The sequence below is a fragment of the Oxobacter pfennigii genome (assembly GCF_001317355.1).
GTDB lineage: Bacteria > Bacillota > Clostridia > Clostridiales > Oxobacteraceae > Oxobacter > Oxobacter pfennigii.
In genome coordinates this window covers 190,025-205,268 of the sequence record NZ_LKET01000029.1, presented here as the reverse complement: position 1 = coordinate 205,268, position 15,244 = coordinate 190,025, and the positions used below count along the sequence as shown (strand labels likewise).

At 40.1% G+C, this 15,244-nt stretch carries 14 protein-coding genes; all 14 read right to left on the bottom strand.

The genetic code is table 11. The features are described 5' to 3' along the window. Positions 1 to 3: 3 nt before the first annotated feature. Positions 4 to 957, bottom strand: a complete 954-nt coding sequence (locus OXPF_RS08825) for a flagellar hook-basal body complex protein (protein WP_054874833.1) — start codon at positions 955 to 957, stop codon at positions 4 to 6. A 165-nt stretch (positions 958 to 1,122) separates the two neighbouring features. Next, the gene (locus tag OXPF_RS08820) at positions 1,123 to 1,509 is read right to left on the bottom strand and encodes a TIGR02530 family flagellar biosynthesis protein (protein WP_054874832.1); all 387 of its coding nucleotides are present in this window, start codon (positions 1,507 to 1,509) and stop codon (positions 1,123 to 1,125) included. Then, positions 1,490 to 2,140: a flagellar hook capping FlgD N-terminal domain-containing protein gene (locus OXPF_RS08815; protein ID WP_054874831.1), complete on the bottom strand. Its 651-nt coding sequence runs from the start codon at positions 2,138 to 2,140 to the stop codon at positions 1,490 to 1,492. The genes OXPF_RS08820 and OXPF_RS08815 overlap by 20 nt, the downstream gene beginning before the upstream one ends. A gap of 36 nt (positions 2,141 to 2,176) precedes the next feature. Next, positions 2,177 to 3,742 carry a flagellar hook-length control protein FliK gene (locus OXPF_RS08810; RefSeq protein WP_054874830.1) on the bottom strand — a complete coding sequence of 522 codons (1,566 nt, stop codon included), beginning with the start codon at positions 3,740 to 3,742 and terminating at the stop codon, positions 2,177 to 2,179. Between the two features lie 20 nt (positions 3,743 to 3,762). Further along, positions 3,763 to 4,194 carry a flagellar export protein FliJ gene (gene fliJ, locus OXPF_RS08805; protein ID WP_054874829.1) on the bottom strand — a complete coding sequence of 144 codons (432 nt, stop codon included), beginning with the start codon at positions 4,192 to 4,194 and terminating at the stop codon, positions 3,763 to 3,765. Positions 4,195 to 4,204: 10 nt separating this feature from the next. Next, positions 4,205 to 5,521 (bottom strand): flagellar protein export ATPase FliI, encoded by a 1,317-nt coding sequence (gene fliI, locus OXPF_RS08800; RefSeq protein WP_054874828.1) that lies wholly within the window; start codon positions 5,519 to 5,521, stop codon positions 4,205 to 4,207. A gap of 6 nt (positions 5,522 to 5,527) precedes the next feature. Beyond that, positions 5,528 to 6,286 carry a FliH/SctL family protein gene (locus OXPF_RS08795; protein WP_054874827.1) on the bottom strand — a complete coding sequence of 253 codons (759 nt, stop codon included), beginning with the start codon at positions 6,284 to 6,286 and terminating at the stop codon, positions 5,528 to 5,530. Beyond that, positions 6,270 to 7,283 (bottom strand): flagellar motor switch protein FliG, encoded by a 1,014-nt coding sequence (fliG, locus tag OXPF_RS08790; protein WP_083479788.1) that lies wholly within the window; start codon positions 7,281 to 7,283, stop codon positions 6,270 to 6,272. Before fliG ends, OXPF_RS08795 begins: the two co-directional genes overlap by 17 nt. Before the next feature lie 5 nt (positions 7,284 to 7,288). After that, complete coding sequence (fliF, locus tag OXPF_RS08785; protein ID WP_054874826.1) at positions 7,289 to 8,839, bottom strand: flagellar basal-body MS-ring/collar protein FliF; 1,551 nt, start codon at positions 8,837 to 8,839, stop codon at positions 7,289 to 7,291. 18 nt (positions 8,840 to 8,857) lie between these two features. Next, on the bottom strand, positions 8,858 to 9,151 hold the full coding sequence (fliE, locus tag OXPF_RS08780) for a flagellar hook-basal body complex protein FliE (RefSeq protein WP_054874825.1): 294 nt from the start codon (positions 9,149 to 9,151) through the stop codon (positions 8,858 to 8,860). Between the two features lie 5 nt (positions 9,152 to 9,156). Next, positions 9,157 to 9,588, bottom strand: a complete 432-nt coding sequence (flgC, locus tag OXPF_RS08775; protein WP_054874824.1) for a flagellar basal body rod protein FlgC — start codon at positions 9,586 to 9,588, stop codon at positions 9,157 to 9,159. Positions 9,589 to 9,590: 2 nt separating this feature from the next. Continuing rightward, positions 9,591 to 9,956, bottom strand: coding sequence for a flagellar basal body rod protein FlgB (gene flgB / locus OXPF_RS08770; protein ID WP_054874823.1), 366 nt, complete (start codon positions 9,954 to 9,956; stop codon positions 9,591 to 9,593). Between the two features lie 314 nt (positions 9,957 to 10,270). Further along, a complete protein-coding gene (locus OXPF_RS08765) occupies positions 10,271 to 14,587 on the bottom strand; it encodes a 2-hydroxyacyl-CoA dehydratase (RefSeq protein ID WP_054874822.1) in 4,317 nt (1,438 codons plus the stop codon). Positions 14,588 to 14,836: 249 nt separating this feature from the next. Next, positions 14,837 to 15,166 (bottom strand): DUF190 domain-containing protein, encoded by a 330-nt coding sequence (locus OXPF_RS08760; RefSeq protein ID WP_054874821.1) that lies wholly within the window; start codon positions 15,164 to 15,166, stop codon positions 14,837 to 14,839. Between the last annotated feature and the right edge of the window lie 78 nt (positions 15,167 to 15,244).

The following is a 15,244-nucleotide window of genomic DNA, read 5'->3' as shown; positions in this document are numbered from 1 at the left end:
TCATTATCTCTTTAGGTTTAATAATTCCTGCAGCATTTCATCCGATGTCGTAATTGACCTTGAGTTTGCCTGATATGCCCTGCTGGTTATAATCATATCTGTAAATTCACTGGCCAAATCTACATTAGACATTTCAAGGTATGACTGCAATACATCTCCCCTGCCGTCTTCTGATGCCATTCCTACTGAAGGAGCTCCTGAATTTGAAGTATTCAAGTAGTTGTTTCCGCCAAGCTTTGCAAGACCTGCCGGATTAGAGAATTTTGCAATGGCTATTTTACCGATTATTACAGGATAGTTGTCTCCTTCGTAAATAGCCTTTACGGTACCGTTAGCTTCAATAGAATAGCTTATAAGCTTGCCAGGGTCGGTAGTATCTCTTGGATTTAACTCAGGAATATAAATGCTTTCTAAAGTAGCGGATGCATAATCTTCTTCATCCGGCTCTGCAAGATCAGTAGTTTGGTGGCCGGCATTTATATATCCCATAACCCTATATCCGTCGGCGCTTACTATATCATAATATACCTGACCGTCCGCACCTACTTCCCTGCCGGCATCGAAGTTAAAAGCCCCATCCCTTGAATAAACATCACTTGTGCTTGTATAAACACCTGTACCATCATCAATTGTTCCATTCTTTGAAAGCACGAAAAAGCCTTCGCCATCTATAGCAAAATCAAGAGGCCTTCCTGTAGCCTGGGGCGCACCCTGGGTCATCAATGTGTATATACCGCCCAGCTGCATTCCAAGACCTACCTGTCTTGGGTTTATACCTCCTCTTCCTGCTGAAGGCGCCGTAGCATCGTTTAATGTCTGACTGAATACATCCTGAAAACGCACCATCCCTGTCTTAAAAGCTGTAGTATTAACGTTTGATATATTGTTTGAAATTACGTCCATTTTAACCTGATTGTTTTTCATTCCGCTTATACCGGAAAAAAATGATCTTAACATTATTTAACCCCCTAAAATTTTGGTTTTTATTCGAATATTATTTTGACACCCGCTTCAGTCATTTAGCGGATATAATGGCTTCCTCAAGGAGGTCCGGCCATTATGATGCAGATTTCTAATGACTTTGCCATTTGAAATCATTTGACATAAATTTGCCTGCAAATTTCATGATATAATCACTGCACTGTCTATATTTGTAAAGACATTATCCTTTACACTGTCGCCGTCAATTGCAGTTATTATTGTTTTATTTTTAATACTGGCTATGAAGGCTATGTCTCTATATAGAAGCAGCGACTCCCTTGCACCTTTGGTTTCTGCTTTGTCGATTGCATCCGTGAGCTTTTGAAGGTCATTTGAGTCCAGTTCTATATTTCGCCTTTTAAGCCTTTCCATAGCATGTCCTGATATTTTGACCTCTTTAGTCTTGCTTATCTCGGTATCCAGGACATTTTTGAAGCTGTCGCTACTGCGTGCAGGTTTATTTACGCTCCCCTGCTGTTGCGGCACATCAACGGGTACTATCCTGCCGTTAATTATCCTGAATGACATCCTGCTCTCCCCCATTGAAAAGTTCTACTATTTTGTCTGCACCGTATTCCACGCCGTCTATTACCACGCCGTACATTCCGTCAGTCACTCTTACACTTTCTATACGTCCTACCACAAAACCGCCGTCATCCAATTCAATTTTTGCTGTCTTGCCGATGAGTGAAGTCATCTGCTGGGCACTTTGTCCTAATAGAATACTGTAAAGTATACCTTTAACTTCATTCATATCTGCATCGTTTACCACTTCTAAAATTTCATCCACATTGAATTCTTTTCCGTCAATTACTACGTTAACTGCGTTCTTGCCTGCCTTAGTCCCAGTTATGATGTCCGTCAATATGTCTCCGTTGCTGTCTGTCACCTTGACGATTTTGCCAATGAGCATATTTGCTTCGTTTACCTTTTGGCTCAATATGAGATTGTTCATGGAAAGATTCAGGTTCTGCATCTGCTCTAAAGCAGAAAACTGCGCCATCTGTGCTACAAGCTCGGCATTGTTCTGGGGATTTAAAGGGTCCTGGTTTTGAAGCTGGGAAGCTAAAATCTTTAAAAATGCATCTTTCCCCAATTCACTCTTGCTATTGACTGCGGTAGCGGTATTGGTTGTTGTTGTAGTATTGTATACCTTCATATCATCCCTCCTTTACTAGTAATGTTAAACAGCATACTATGCCAGCAAATCAAGCTCTCCTGTATGAAGCCTTTGCTGAATTGCAGCGGCTTCTTCTGTTCCGGATATTGCTTCAATCCTTTTTACACTCTTTTTGCTGAAGTTTTGGCTGTTTTGTGTAAAGCGCTGATTAAAATCAAGATTTCCCTGGTTTAGTTCTACAGAAACATTCAATGCTGCAATATTTACGTTGTGCTCTTTTAAATTTTCCTTAAGCTGCGGCATGTTGGATTCAATAAGGCTCTTCACCTGATTGTTTTCAACTAAGATTTTGCCGGTTATAACACCTTTTTCCGCAACCAGTTTTATTGCCACTTCTCCCAATTCCTCGGGTTTTAAGCTTATATGGAGCTCAGTTGCATCACCTGTTTTTATGAACTTCATTTTGTCATATACCTGGCTTAATATATCTTCTTTGTTAGCTTCCACATAGGTGCTGATATTTTCGGAATTCCCGGCTGCCTTAATTTCAGTTGGAGGCTTGCTTAATTCTGCATTCATAAAAACATCGAATTTACCTGTAAGCTCCCTGCTTTCACTGCCTTCATGGTCCATTTCAAAGGAAGCTTCTTTTTTATCCAAAGCTGAAACTTCTAAACTCACTTCATTGTTTGCCTTGAATAAAGCTTCATCAGCAACCGCAGTGGCTTTAGCTTCTTTTAAAGTTTCTGTTCCTTTTAATATGCGGATTATCTCCGGCCTTTGCACTATAAATTGTTCAGTTATATCTTGTTCTTTTGAAGTAACCTTCTGCCCATTTCCATTTAAGGTATTTGACTCGGCTTTACTTCCGATATCTTCAGTGTTTAAAGCATTAACTTCACTGCCAGCATACCTTGTATTTCTAAAAACAATGCTTTCAGCAATTTCAGATGTCTTCCTATTACCGGCAAAGGCTTCTTCTTTAGTTTCTGAATTTGCATCGGCTGTTACTTTTTGTTTGCTTTCATCCTTGACTTGAGCAGATTTTATAACCTCAACTGCTGAACCTGGACTTTCCTCATTTTGTATAACGAAGTTTGTATCAGCCGTTAAGCCGACATTCTTCTGGGTATTTATATCAACCAATGCCTCAGTTATACCTTCACTTGCTGTTTCTTCGTTAACCTGCAGTAAATTCAGCAATTGCCCCTCTTGAGTCGTAACTTTGTCGGTTACTTGTCCCACTTCTGCTAACGTACCATCATTTTCCACAAAGCTTTTGGATAAAGCATTCAGCAATGCAAGTTGAGGGCTGTTGATATTGATATCCTCCATCAGTCCGCTTAAGTTCTTCTTAAAAAGTACCGGCATATCAGGACCATTTGTACTTTCAATATCGCCAAGGTCTTCCATAAGTGCACTCATATCCCCGGCATTTGCTGTCAATGGGGAATTCCCTTCACCGGTTAGGATATCGCCTAAACCTAACAAGCTTTCACCGGGATTCATGCTCTTTCCCATAAGGATCATGAGCAATGCATCAAAACCTCCAAAACCTGATGTTTGCCCCTGAAGCTTTTTGCCTTCTTTTACAAGAGCTGTATTTATTAAGTTGTTGATTTGTCCTACTATTATTCTCACCTCCTTTCAAAGCGCAATATTTATTTCCTTGTATAACCATACAGTGCAAACTCATCATTTTGCTGCTGTTCCACCCGGTCTTGCTCCTGCATATATTCTTTGTAGGCTTTTTCCTTTAGCTTTTCCAGTACCTTTCTGTTCTTCTGGCTTTCATTGAATTCAGTCTTTTTCCTTTCCATTATGGTTTCAAGGACACTCAGCCTTTTTTCCTGATCTTCTATATTATCTTCCATAAAAACTATATAATTTTGTTTTGATATATAACTGAATATATTCATGCTGTTTTTCCAGCCGCAAGATAAGCATTCATCAAGCTTGTCCTTAAGAGTATTCAACACGTCCAGTTCCTTAAGATACTCCTGTCTGGATTTCACAAAAGCCTGCTTCTTCTCATCCTCCAGCCTCATTCTATGCTCTAATACCTTCTGAAGCCTGAAAACAAAACCAGCCAATTAAGCACCTCTATTCCTTCGCAATCCCATAGAGTTCCTTCATAATCGTCTCATATGCAACATGCACATCCTTGTCCTGCTGCAAAAATCCATTGAGCTTGTTTATATATTTTATAGCCTTGTCTATGGAAGGATTGCTTCCCTTTACATATGCTCCTATATTTATCAAATCCTCGGAATTTCTATATGTTGAAAGTAAATTCCTCAATTCACCCGATGTAAGCCTGTGGTCTTTAGGGACGATTTCCGCCATGAGACGGCTTATGCTTCTTAAAATATCAATGGATGGATAATGATTTTGTGCCGCCAGCTCCCTGGATAAAATAATGTGGCCGTCCAGTATGCCTCTTACTGCATCGGATATGGGTTCATTGAAGTCGTCGCCATCAACAAGCACGGTATAAAAGGCTGTAATAGAGCCCTTTTCCGACATACCCGACCTCTCCAGCAATCCCGGTAAGGCTGCAAAAACCGAAGGCGTATAGCCCTTAGTGGCCGGAGGTTCACCGATAGCCAATCCTACCTCTCTTTGTGCCATTGCAAACCTTGTAACGGAGTCCATCATGAGCATTACTTTTTTGCCCTTATCCCTGAAGTATTCGGCTATAGCCGTTGCCGTATACGCACCTTTTAAGCGTACTAAGGCGGGCTGATCCGATGTAGCGCAGACGATTATTGATCGTTTCAGGCCATCTTCACCAAGGTCCTTCTCTAAAAAGTCCCTGACCTCACGGCCTCTTTCGCCTACTAATCCTATTACATTTATATCTGCATCGCTGTAGCGGGATATCATCCCTAAGAGTGTGCTTTTGCCTACGCCGCTTCCTGCAAATATCCCCACCCTCTGTCCTTCACCGCAGGTTAAAAAGCCGTCGATAGCCTTTACCCCTGTTGCCATTATTTTATCTATCCTGGGGCGCTTCAGTGGATTTGGGGGAGAGTTATTAACAGGGTATTCCGTATAATCCTCAGGGCAGTCATCTTCAATGGGATTTCCAAGGCCGTCCAAGACCTTGCCTAAAAGCTCATCTCCAATTTTTACTGTCAGCATTTTTCCTGTAGGCTTTACACTGGAGCCGGGGCCTATGCCCTTTAAATCACCCAAAGGCATCAGTATTATCTTTCCGCCTTCTTTGAAGCCTACCACTTCGGACAATATAGGCTGTGCATTTTTACTCCCATATATGTGACAAACTTCTCCCACGGAGGATTTAAGCCCTTCTACCTCAATAGTCAGACCAATTACCCTGCTGACCTTGCCCTCCGCTCTTATGGTGACAATATTGTTAATAATATTTCTGTAATTGGAGAAATTAATATCTGCCATAAACTATCATCCAATCAAGGCTTCTTTTATTTTTTCCATTTGAGATTCTATTGTAGCATCGACAGTGCTGGCTTCCGATTCCAAAATCAAACCGCCGCGGCTTATGCTGGCATCTTTTATGATGCTCACTATAAGGTTTTCTCCTACGGTGCTTAAAATCTCATCTCTTCTATAGTCCAATAGGGCATAATCCATCGGATTCACCCTGATAATAAGCTGCTCTTTTATTATGGCGGAATTTATAGCATTCATGGCTGCTGTATATATTACGGAATCATTTTCATCTGCCGCATAGCCTATGATTTTCTCTGCTATATTAATTGCCAGATTCAATATCTCACCTTTTTGATTGTTTATGTATTCTCTGGAAACCCTATGGGCTTCTTCCAATACATCCTTTGCTTCAAGCCTTATATTTTCAACGGCTATATGGCCTTCCTCGTTTCCTTTTTTGAAACCTTCGGAATGGCCCTTTCTGAAAGCCATTTCATATGCATCTTTCTTGATTCTAACTGCCTCTTCCATAGCTTCGGCTGCAATTTTTTCACTTTTTGCGGTTGCTTCATTTATGATGCTTTCTGCTTTTTCATAAGCCTGTTTTTTTATTTCCTCTAAATCTATCTGTCCTATTACTTCCTCATTTACCTCATTCAGGGCTTCAGGCTTAATCACAAGCGGCGCTATTTCTATTACCGGAGTATTTATTGTATATATACTGTCGCTGTTGACAAAGTTCTTTTTTATCACTTTATACGATGACTGCATCTTCGCCACCCCTTGATATTATTATCTCTCCCGACTCATCCAGCCTTCTTATTATGGATACAATATTATGCTGAGCTTTTTCTACGTCAACCAGCCTCACTGGTCCTAAGTATTCTATATCTTCCTTCAATGTAGCTGCGGCTCTCTTTGACATATTCCTGTATATTCCTTCTGCCACCTCTTCCGAGGAGCCCTTTAATGCGAGAGCCAAGTCTTTATTGTCAATTTCTCTGATAATCCTCTGTATGGATGCATTATCAAGAGTGAGGATATCCTCGAATACAAACATGCTGGCTCTGACTTTTTCTGCAAGCTCGGGGTCGTCTTTCCCCAGGTATTCAATTATACTCTTTTCTGTTCCCCTGTCTACCTGGTTCAATATCTGAACAAGAGAGTTCACTCCGCCTATGGCGGCCAAATCCGGCCTTATCATTGATGAGAGTTTCCTCTCCAAAACCTTCTCCACCTCATGCACTATGGAAGGCGAGGTGCTTCTCATGGCCGCAATTCTCTTGGCAATATCGCTTTGCAATTCCGGCGAAAGTCCTGATAATATCTGGCCGGCTTTATCTGCCTGTATGTAACATAAAATAAGTGCGATGGTCTGGGGATGCTCATTTGAAATCAGACTTAAAAGCTGCTGGGCGTCTGCCTTTCTTGCAGAACCGAAAGGCCGGAACTGCTGAGTGATTTCTCCTACTTGTTCCATTATTTCCATAGCCCTTTGTGCGCCCAATGCCTTGCTTAAAAGGGTTTTTGCATACTCCATACCGCCTTCCAATATGTACTCTTTGGCCTTGTTTAAGTTAACAAACTCCTCTAAAACCGCATCTTTAAGATTGGATTTTATTTTTACGGTGTTTGCAATCTCAAAGGTAATTTTCTGTATATCATTATCCGGAAGTTTCTTTATTATATTTGATGATATTTCAGGTCCAAGTGTTATCATCAGGACGGCTGCTTTCTGAACACCTGTCAACCCCTCACCTCTGGGCACGCTAATCACCTCTCATCTTCAACAAGCCAGGATTTAACTATTTCTATAACCTGTTCAGGTTTTTTGCTTGCATATTTCTTAATCTCGCTGGTTAAGTCTTCTCTTTCCGCATCATCTTCTAAAATCTGCTGTTTAATAACTTCATTAACTGCAATAGGTTCATCGATTACTATGTCAATATTTTGCTTAGCCCTTCTTAATGCCCTTATTCTCAAGTACACTATAAGCGCTATAATCAAAAGCACTATGGCACCCGGAATACCGAACAGCATTATCTGCCTTTGCCTTCTTTCTTTTTCCAATCTTTGATTTTCAAGCTCTTCTAAATCTGCTTGCACCTGTCTTTGCAATGAATTATCAAATGGCATACCTTCAATGCTTATCATATCGCCTCTTGTAACATCATAGCCTATGGCCGATGCCACAATATTCTGTACCGAAGCTTTCGCAGCTTCCGACAGAGTGCCGTCTATTACAACGGAAGCAGTCATTTTTTTGACTTCGCCTGGCGCTTTTATAGTCTTCTCCTCTACCTGACCGATTTTATAATTAGTGATATCCTCTTCACTGGTTCTGGTGGATGTGCTGGGATTATTTTGGAAAGTAGGGGCTCCCGTATTTTCATCCATAGGGCTGTATGTTGTATTTCCGCCGGTAGAAGTAGATGACTCCAATATTCTGTGCTGGTTTTCTATGATTCCTTCCGGATCGTATCTTATAGATGTAACCTGTTTTGCATCGAAATCCAGATCTGCATTTACAGATACTTTAACTCTGTTGGGTCCGAATACGGATTCCAGCATATTTTTTATGTCGCTTCCTATCTTCGTTTCAAATTGCTTTTTAATCTCATATCTGTCATTGACTGAGGTAGGGGCATTTATATCAGCATTGAATAATTCCTCACTCAATAGGTTGAAATTGCTGTCTACAACTTCAACATTTTCCTTGGGTAAATTTTTAACGCTTCCCGAAACAAGAGCCACCACGGCCCTCACCTGTTCGGGTGATAACCTCATGTTATGCTTGAATTTAAGCGTAACAGATGCCCTGGCCTGCTCCTGTTCCCTGTAAAACACGCTTTCCTGAGGGAGTACAAGGTGCACCCTGGCATACTCTATCTCTTCAAAGGCTTTTATGGTACGTTGAAGTTCTGTCTCTAAGGCCCTTTGATAGAGTATTCTGGTCTCGGTATCCGTCATGCCGAATCTGCTTTCGTCGAATAGCTCAAAGCCTTTGCCATCAGAAGGCATTATGCCTGATGAAGCAACGGTAAGCCTGATCTCTTCAACTTTATCCTTTGGCACAAGCAAGGTTGTACCATCGGGCTTGTAATTTATTTTATCTTCTTTAAGCTTCTCTGCTACTTTGGCCATATCTTCGGGAGCCATATTGGAAAACAGCGGTTCATACTGAGGTTTATTAAAAAAAACTATAAAAAATATCAATGCTGATATTACTCCGCCGGCCAGTACAATAATGGCAACTTTACGTCCATTGCTGATATTTTTCCATCCCTCGGCCACGTTGCTCAATATATTGCGCAGTGCACCCATAAAATACAATTACTCCTTTTATATCTGCATTCTGTTTATTTCCTGATAGGCTTCCAACAGCTTATTTCTAACCTGCATTACGAGCTCTATCTGAATCCTCGCTTCCTCCGCTGCAATCAATGCATTATGTATATCTTCAGCTTCTCCTGTCATCACCTTTGTAGTCTCTTCATCCGATTTAATCTGCGCTTCATTGGCAGAATTGATTGCTTCTTTAAGGTATTCACCAAAAACGCCGGTATTGCCGCTTTTTTTCTCGGCTTTTACTGGTTCATCAAAGTTAATATTTCTGTAAACGTTATCAATTCTCATATTTATTACCTTCCTATTTCAAGGGCCTTCAGAGCCATATTTTTTTCTGCATTAACGGCTGTTACATTAGCCTCATATGCTCTTGTTGCTGCTATCAAATCCACCATTTCGGTAAGCATATCTACATTAGGCATACTGACAAAACCTTCTGCATCAGCATCAGGATGCGAGGGGTCATATACCCTTTTAAAAGGAGTGGGATCTTCAATTATGGCAGTGGCCTTAACGCCTTTCCCATTAAAAGAAGAGTCTCCCGATAGTTTATCCAATTCATTTTCCAGGTTTTCCTGGAATACCGCAACTTTTCTCCTGTAAGGACCGCCTTCTTCTGTTCTGGTAGTATTGGCATTGGCAATATTGCTTGCTATGGTATCCATCCTCAGCCTTTCTGCAGTAAGGCCGCTGGAGCTTATTCTTAATGCTTTAAATAATTGCATCACTATTTTCTCCCTTCACTTATAATGTGCCTTAACACTGATAATTTTGTGTTAAGCTGGGTAATCATAGTATTGTATAAAATATTATTAGCTGCCATGTTGCTCATTTCTGTATCTATGTCAACATTGTTGCCGTCCATCCTGATATTAGAGGATTCATCCTTTATAACCTCAGGTTTTAAGGAGTCAACTTTATCCTTATCTCTCCCAATCCTGTTAAGCTCATCTTTTAATGTCTCTTCAAACACAACATCAGACCTTTTAAAATTTTTGTTATTTATATTGGCTATATTATTGGCAATTACTTTTTGCCTCAATGCCCCGGCATCCAGAGTCTTTTTGATTAATTTGTATGTTAAATCCGACATTAAACCACCTCTTTTGTGTATTATTCGATATATTTATCTTAATTTCCTCCTAAAGAAGAATTTTTCGCAAGAAATTATATATTTTGTCATTATGATATATTATATCACCACTTTTTTCAAGATTCTACAAATAATATTAAATTTATGTAAATTTTCAGGATTTTTTTTAATTGAATTAAAGTAAGAATAAAAATATATTGATATTTGTATAACGAATCACTAGTTAAACAAAAAAACTCCCATATAAACAATGAGAGTATAAAAAGTGAGGCCGTGCCTTTAGTTAATTAAGACTATAGACACAGCCTCATTTATTAAAGTAATAAGCTTTTTACTATGGCATTAGCTCTTTGAATGTCGAATTTTATCGTTACATCTTTGCCTTCATCGTGGGTTTCAACTTCTTCTTTACTGATATTCATATTCTTAAATGCCACCGATAGCATTAATTTAATTCTGTTAAGCTGATTTACCTCGCTGGCACCCGGGTCATAGTCAATTGCCGCAATGTTTGCTTCCGGATATCTGCTTTTTAATTCCTTTATGACACCTTTGCCCGTTACATGATTTGGCAGGCAGGCAAAGGGCTGCATGCATATTATATTGGGAACACCGCTTTCTATTAATTCCACCATCTCGCCGGTTAAAAACCAACCTTCTCCCGTCTGATTACCGACAGAGATTATAGGGGATGCCCCATGTGCCAATTCCTGAATAGTCCTCGGCGGCTCAAACCTGCTGCTCCTCTTAAGAGCATCCTTTAATTCCTTTCTGTAATACTCTATTGCTTTTATAGCAAGAGAGCCATAGAATTTTGCCTTCCAGCTGCCTGACAGGAACTTATGCTTGAACTCCGTACCATAAGCGGTGTAAAGCAAAAAGTCTGTAAGGTCCGGCATTACGGCTTCCGCCCCTTCTCTTTCCAGAATATCCACTATATCGTTATTGGCTGCAGGATGGAATTTAACCAAAATTTCTCCTACCAGGCCCACCCTGGGCTTTTTAATATCCTTAATTTCCAGCCTGTCAAAATCCTCTACTATTTCCCTTATATTTTGTTCGAATATATATCGGTTTCCGTTTCTTACCGACTCTTTGCAGATTTTAACCCATTTTTTATAAAGCACATTTGCTGAGTTGGGTATTGCCTCGTATGGTCTCACCCTGTACAATACCCTCATTAAAAGGTCGCCGTATACAAGCGCCATGATGCTTTTATTCAAAAGACCTAAAGTCAGGGAAAATCCGGGGTTCCTTTCCAATCCGCCAGCATTTAAAGATACAACGGGAACATGTCCAAAGCCTGCGTCATGTAGAGCTTTTCTTAAAAATCCTATATAGTTTGTTGCCCTGCAACCTCCGCCGGTCTGGGAAATCATAACCGAAGTATTATTCAAATCATGACTTCCGGACTTTAAAGCTTCGATTAATTGCCCTATAACCATTATGGAAGGATAGCAGGCATCGTTGTTTACATATTTGAGGCCTTCATCCACAGCCTTTTTATTTACAGATGGCAGCACCACCAAATTGTAGCCTGATGCTCTGAAGGCTTCCTCTAAAAACTGAAAATGAATGGGAGACATCTGAGGCACCAAAATTGTATGTTTGTCTCTCATCTCTTTTGTAAACAAAATTCTGGATGGATAAGAACCAAGCCTCTGGGATATATAACCGCTTCTTTCTCTTTCCTCCATGGCTGCCTTAAGTGAGCGCATGCGTATTTTGGCAGCTCCTAAATTATTGCCTTCATCTATTTTTAAAACAGTATATATTTTTCCGTAATTATCAAGTATCTCTTTTACCTGGTCCGTTGTGACGGCATCAAGGCCGCATCCGAAGGAATTGAGTTGAACAAGCTCCATATCGTCTCGTGTTGCCACATAGCTTGCCGCCGCATACAGCCTTGAATGATACACCCACTGGTCCACCACCCTTAAGGGGCGCTCCACCTTCCCTAAATGGGCTATGGAATCCTCTGTTAAAACTGCCATTCCAAAGGAAGTGATAAGGTCGGGAATACCATGGTTTATCTCTGGATCCAGCTGATAAGGACGTCCGGCCAATACTATCCCCTTTTTGCCGTTATCCTCCAGATATTTAATTACTTCCTCGCCTTTTCTTCTTATATCGTTTTTGACGTATTCAGTTTCCTGCCATGCCATTTCAACAGACCTAATGATTTCATCCTTTGATATATTATATATCTTGAATTCTTCATACAGCCTTCTTATAAGCCTTTTCTTGTTATCCAAAGGAACGAAAGGATTTAAGTAGGTTATTCCCTTTTCCTTCAATATATCCATATTGTTTTTAATAACCTCGGGATAAGAAGTAACAATAGGACAATTATAGTGATTGTTTGCCTCTGCTTGCTCTTTTCTTTCAAAGGGAATGCAGGGATAGAATATTAAATCCACTCCTTTATTTACCAGGCTCATAATATGACCGTGGGCAATTTTTGCAGGGTAGCAAACGGATTCCGAAGGCATTGTCTCCATGCCTAATTCAAATATTTCCTTAGAGGATCTTGGTGAAAGTTCTACCCTGTAGCCTAAGGTTGTAAAGAAGGTAAACCAGAATGGGTAATTCTCATATATATTAAGGACTCTCGGTATTCCTACCCTTCCTCTTTTCGCATCCTCTATTTTTAACGGTTTATATGAAAATAACTTTTTATATTTATAATCAAATAAGTTTGGAACCTTTTCCTTATTTGTTTCTATGCCTTCGCCTCTCTCACACCTGTTTCCGGATACGAACCTTCCTCCATCGGAGAATTTGTTTATGGTAAGAAGGCAATTGTTTCCGCACAAGCCGCACCTTCTTATTTCCGTATCCATTTTAAATTCATCAAGATTATCGGCTGCTAAAAGATTGCTTGTCTTACCCTCATAGCGTTCCCTTGCAATCAATGCCGCACCGAAAGCTCCCATAAGCCCGGCGATATCCGGCCTTACGGCTTCTCTTTCAGATATGAGTTCAAAGCTTCTCAATACCGCATCGTTATAAAAGGTTCCGCCCTGAACTATTATCTTTTCACCTAATTCTTTTGGATCTCTTATTTTAATAACCTTCATGAGAGCGTTTTTTATTACGGAATATGAAAGACCTGAAGATATGTCCCCCACTTCGGCTCCTTCTTTTTGTGCCTGTTTTACCTTTGAATTCATGAAAACCGTGCACCTTGTCCCCAAATCAACCGGGCGTTTTGACAAAAGCGCTGATGCTGCAAATTCCTGTATGGTTAACCCCAGGGACTGTGCAAAAGTTTCCAAAAATGAGCCGCAACCGGAAGAGCAGGCTTCGTTCAAAAGTATGCTGTCTATCATACCATTTTTTATTCTCAGGCACTTCATGTCCTGTCCGCCGATATCCAGCACGAATTCCACACCGGGCAGGAAAAACTCCGCAGCCTTGTAATGGGCAACTGTCTCAATCTCACCGATATCTACGGATAATGCAGCCTTAAGCAAGCCTTCTCCATATCCTGTAACGGCAGAGTTTACTATTCTCGCATTACGTGGCATTATACTGTAAAGTTCCTTAAGTATTTTTATTGTTGACTGTAAAGGGCTTCCTTCATTACTTCCATAGCGGGAGAATAATATAGCACCCTCATTGTCTGTAAGCACGACCTTTGTAGTAGTTGAACCTGCATCTATGCCTAAGAAGCAATCCCCTTCGTATGCGGATAAGTCCTTAAACTTTGCTGTGTTTTTGCTGTGTCTTTCTCTAAACTCGTCATATTCATTTTTATCTATAAATAACGGCCTTAATCTTTCTACTTCCCCTTCTACCGCATTGTTTAAAACCTTCAGCCTGTCAACCAAATCCTTAAAAGAAATTTTGTTATCTCTGCTGCTGGATAACGCCGCGCCTACCGCTACGAAAAGCTGTGAATTTTCGGGAAAAATAACCTGTCCCGGTGAAAGATTGAGTGTCTCAATAAATCTTACTCTAAGCTCAGATAAGAAATACAGAGGACCGCCTAAAAAAGCCACATTGCCCTTAATAGGCCTGCCGCAGGCAAGTCCTCCGATAGTCTGGTTAACGACAGCCTGAAATACCGAAGCTGCGATATCTTCTTTTGCTGCTCCTTCATTTAAAAGAGGCTGTATATCAGTTTTTGCAAATACGCCGCACCGGGAAGCTATAGGATATATTACCTTGCAGCTTTTGGCAAGCTCATTTAGACCTTTTGCATCGGTCTTCATCAATGCAGCCATCTGGTCTATGAAAGCCCCGGTACCGCCGGCACAGGTACCGTTCATCCTCTGGTCTACCTGGCCTTCAAAATATGTTATCTTTGCATCCTCGCCGCCTAGCTCTATAGCTACATCGGTGTGGGGATAAAATTTCTCAATGGTGTTTGTACTGGCTATTACCTCCTGTATGAAAGGTATATCAAGCCATTTTGATACTGAAAGTCCGCCCGAACCTGTTGACATGATTGTAATGTCCCACTCGGGGAACTCATTATATGCATCATTAATCAAGCGCTTTATTGTATTTCTGATGTCTGAATAGTGCCTCTCATACCTGCTATATACCATTCTTTCATATTTATCAAGCACTACCAGCTTTACTGTCGTAGAACCTACATCCAATCCCAAATATAACAGATTCATCTTTTTTGACACCTGCCTTTCAGTAACAAAAATACCTCTATAAAATACAATGTCTTTCCTATATTTAACATCAATTATCGCATATGCACAATCGGCATAATGTTAAAGTCCTGTTAAAAAATATACATGGTATCTAATAAAAATAATATACTTTTAGAATTCTACCTAAATTATAATTCTTTCAAGTATACAGTCAATGAAAAACAATGCCATTATTAGTATAAATATATTGTCATTTATTCAATTTTATTATATTTGTTTAGTCTCTACAAGCTGTGCGTCCAACAACACCATATAACCCTTTTGAAGTACAGGCTGGATTGTATCTATTGCCTTGTTAATTGATTCATAATCTCCGACAGCCTCGATGATAAGAGGTAAATCTATGGCGAGCTCCACCATTTTTGAAAAGTGAATCGTGCCGTCCTGACCAAAGCCTTCGATACCTCTATAGGCAATGGCAGTATACACCCCTGCATCTTTAAGCTTTTTAATGATTGTGTCATACAGTGATTTTCCATGATGCTTTTGCGACTCGTCAAGGTATACCTTTAATAATTTCCCGTTTCTGTTTTTCATATAACCACCCCATAAATTTATATATTAAAATAGCGAACTTCATTTTTATTATATAAATTTTTATTTATTATATAGATT

Coding starts and splice junctions, on each gene's coding strand:
- OXPF_RS08825 (WP_054874833.1), bottom strand. CDS start 957: ATGTTAAGATCATTTTTTTCCGGTATAAGCGGAATGAAAAACAATCAG.
- OXPF_RS08820 (WP_054874832.1), bottom strand. CDS start 1,509: ATGTCATTCAGGATAATTAACGGCAGGATAGTACCCGTTGATGTGCCG.
- OXPF_RS08815 (WP_054874831.1), bottom strand. CDS start 2,140: ATGAAGGTATACAATACTACAACAACAACCAATACCGCTACCGCAGTC.
- fliI (WP_054874828.1), bottom strand. CDS start 5,521: ATGGCAGATATTAATTTCTCCAATTACAGAAATATTATTAACAATATT.
- OXPF_RS08795 (WP_054874827.1), bottom strand. CDS start 6,286: ATGCAGTCATCGTATAAAGTGATAAAAAAGAACTTTGTCAACAGCGAC.
- fliF (WP_054874826.1), bottom strand. CDS start 8,839: ATGGGTGCACTGCGCAATATATTGAGCAACGTGGCCGAGGGATGGAAA.
- fliE (WP_054874825.1), bottom strand. CDS start 9,151: ATGAGAATTGATAACGTTTACAGAAATATTAACTTTGATGAACCAGTA.
- flgC (WP_054874824.1), bottom strand. CDS start 9,588: ATGCAATTATTTAAAGCATTAAGAATAAGCTCCAGCGGCCTTACTGCA.
- flgB (WP_054874823.1), bottom strand. CDS start 9,956: ATGTCGGATTTAACATACAAATTAATCAAAAAGACTCTGGATGCCGGG.
- OXPF_RS08765 (WP_054874822.1), bottom strand. CDS start 14,587: ATGAATCTGTTATATTTGGGATTGGATGTAGGTTCTACGACAGTAAAG.
- OXPF_RS08760 (WP_054874821.1), bottom strand. CDS start 15,166: ATGAAAAACAGAAACGGGAAATTATTAAAGGTATACCTTGACGAGTCG.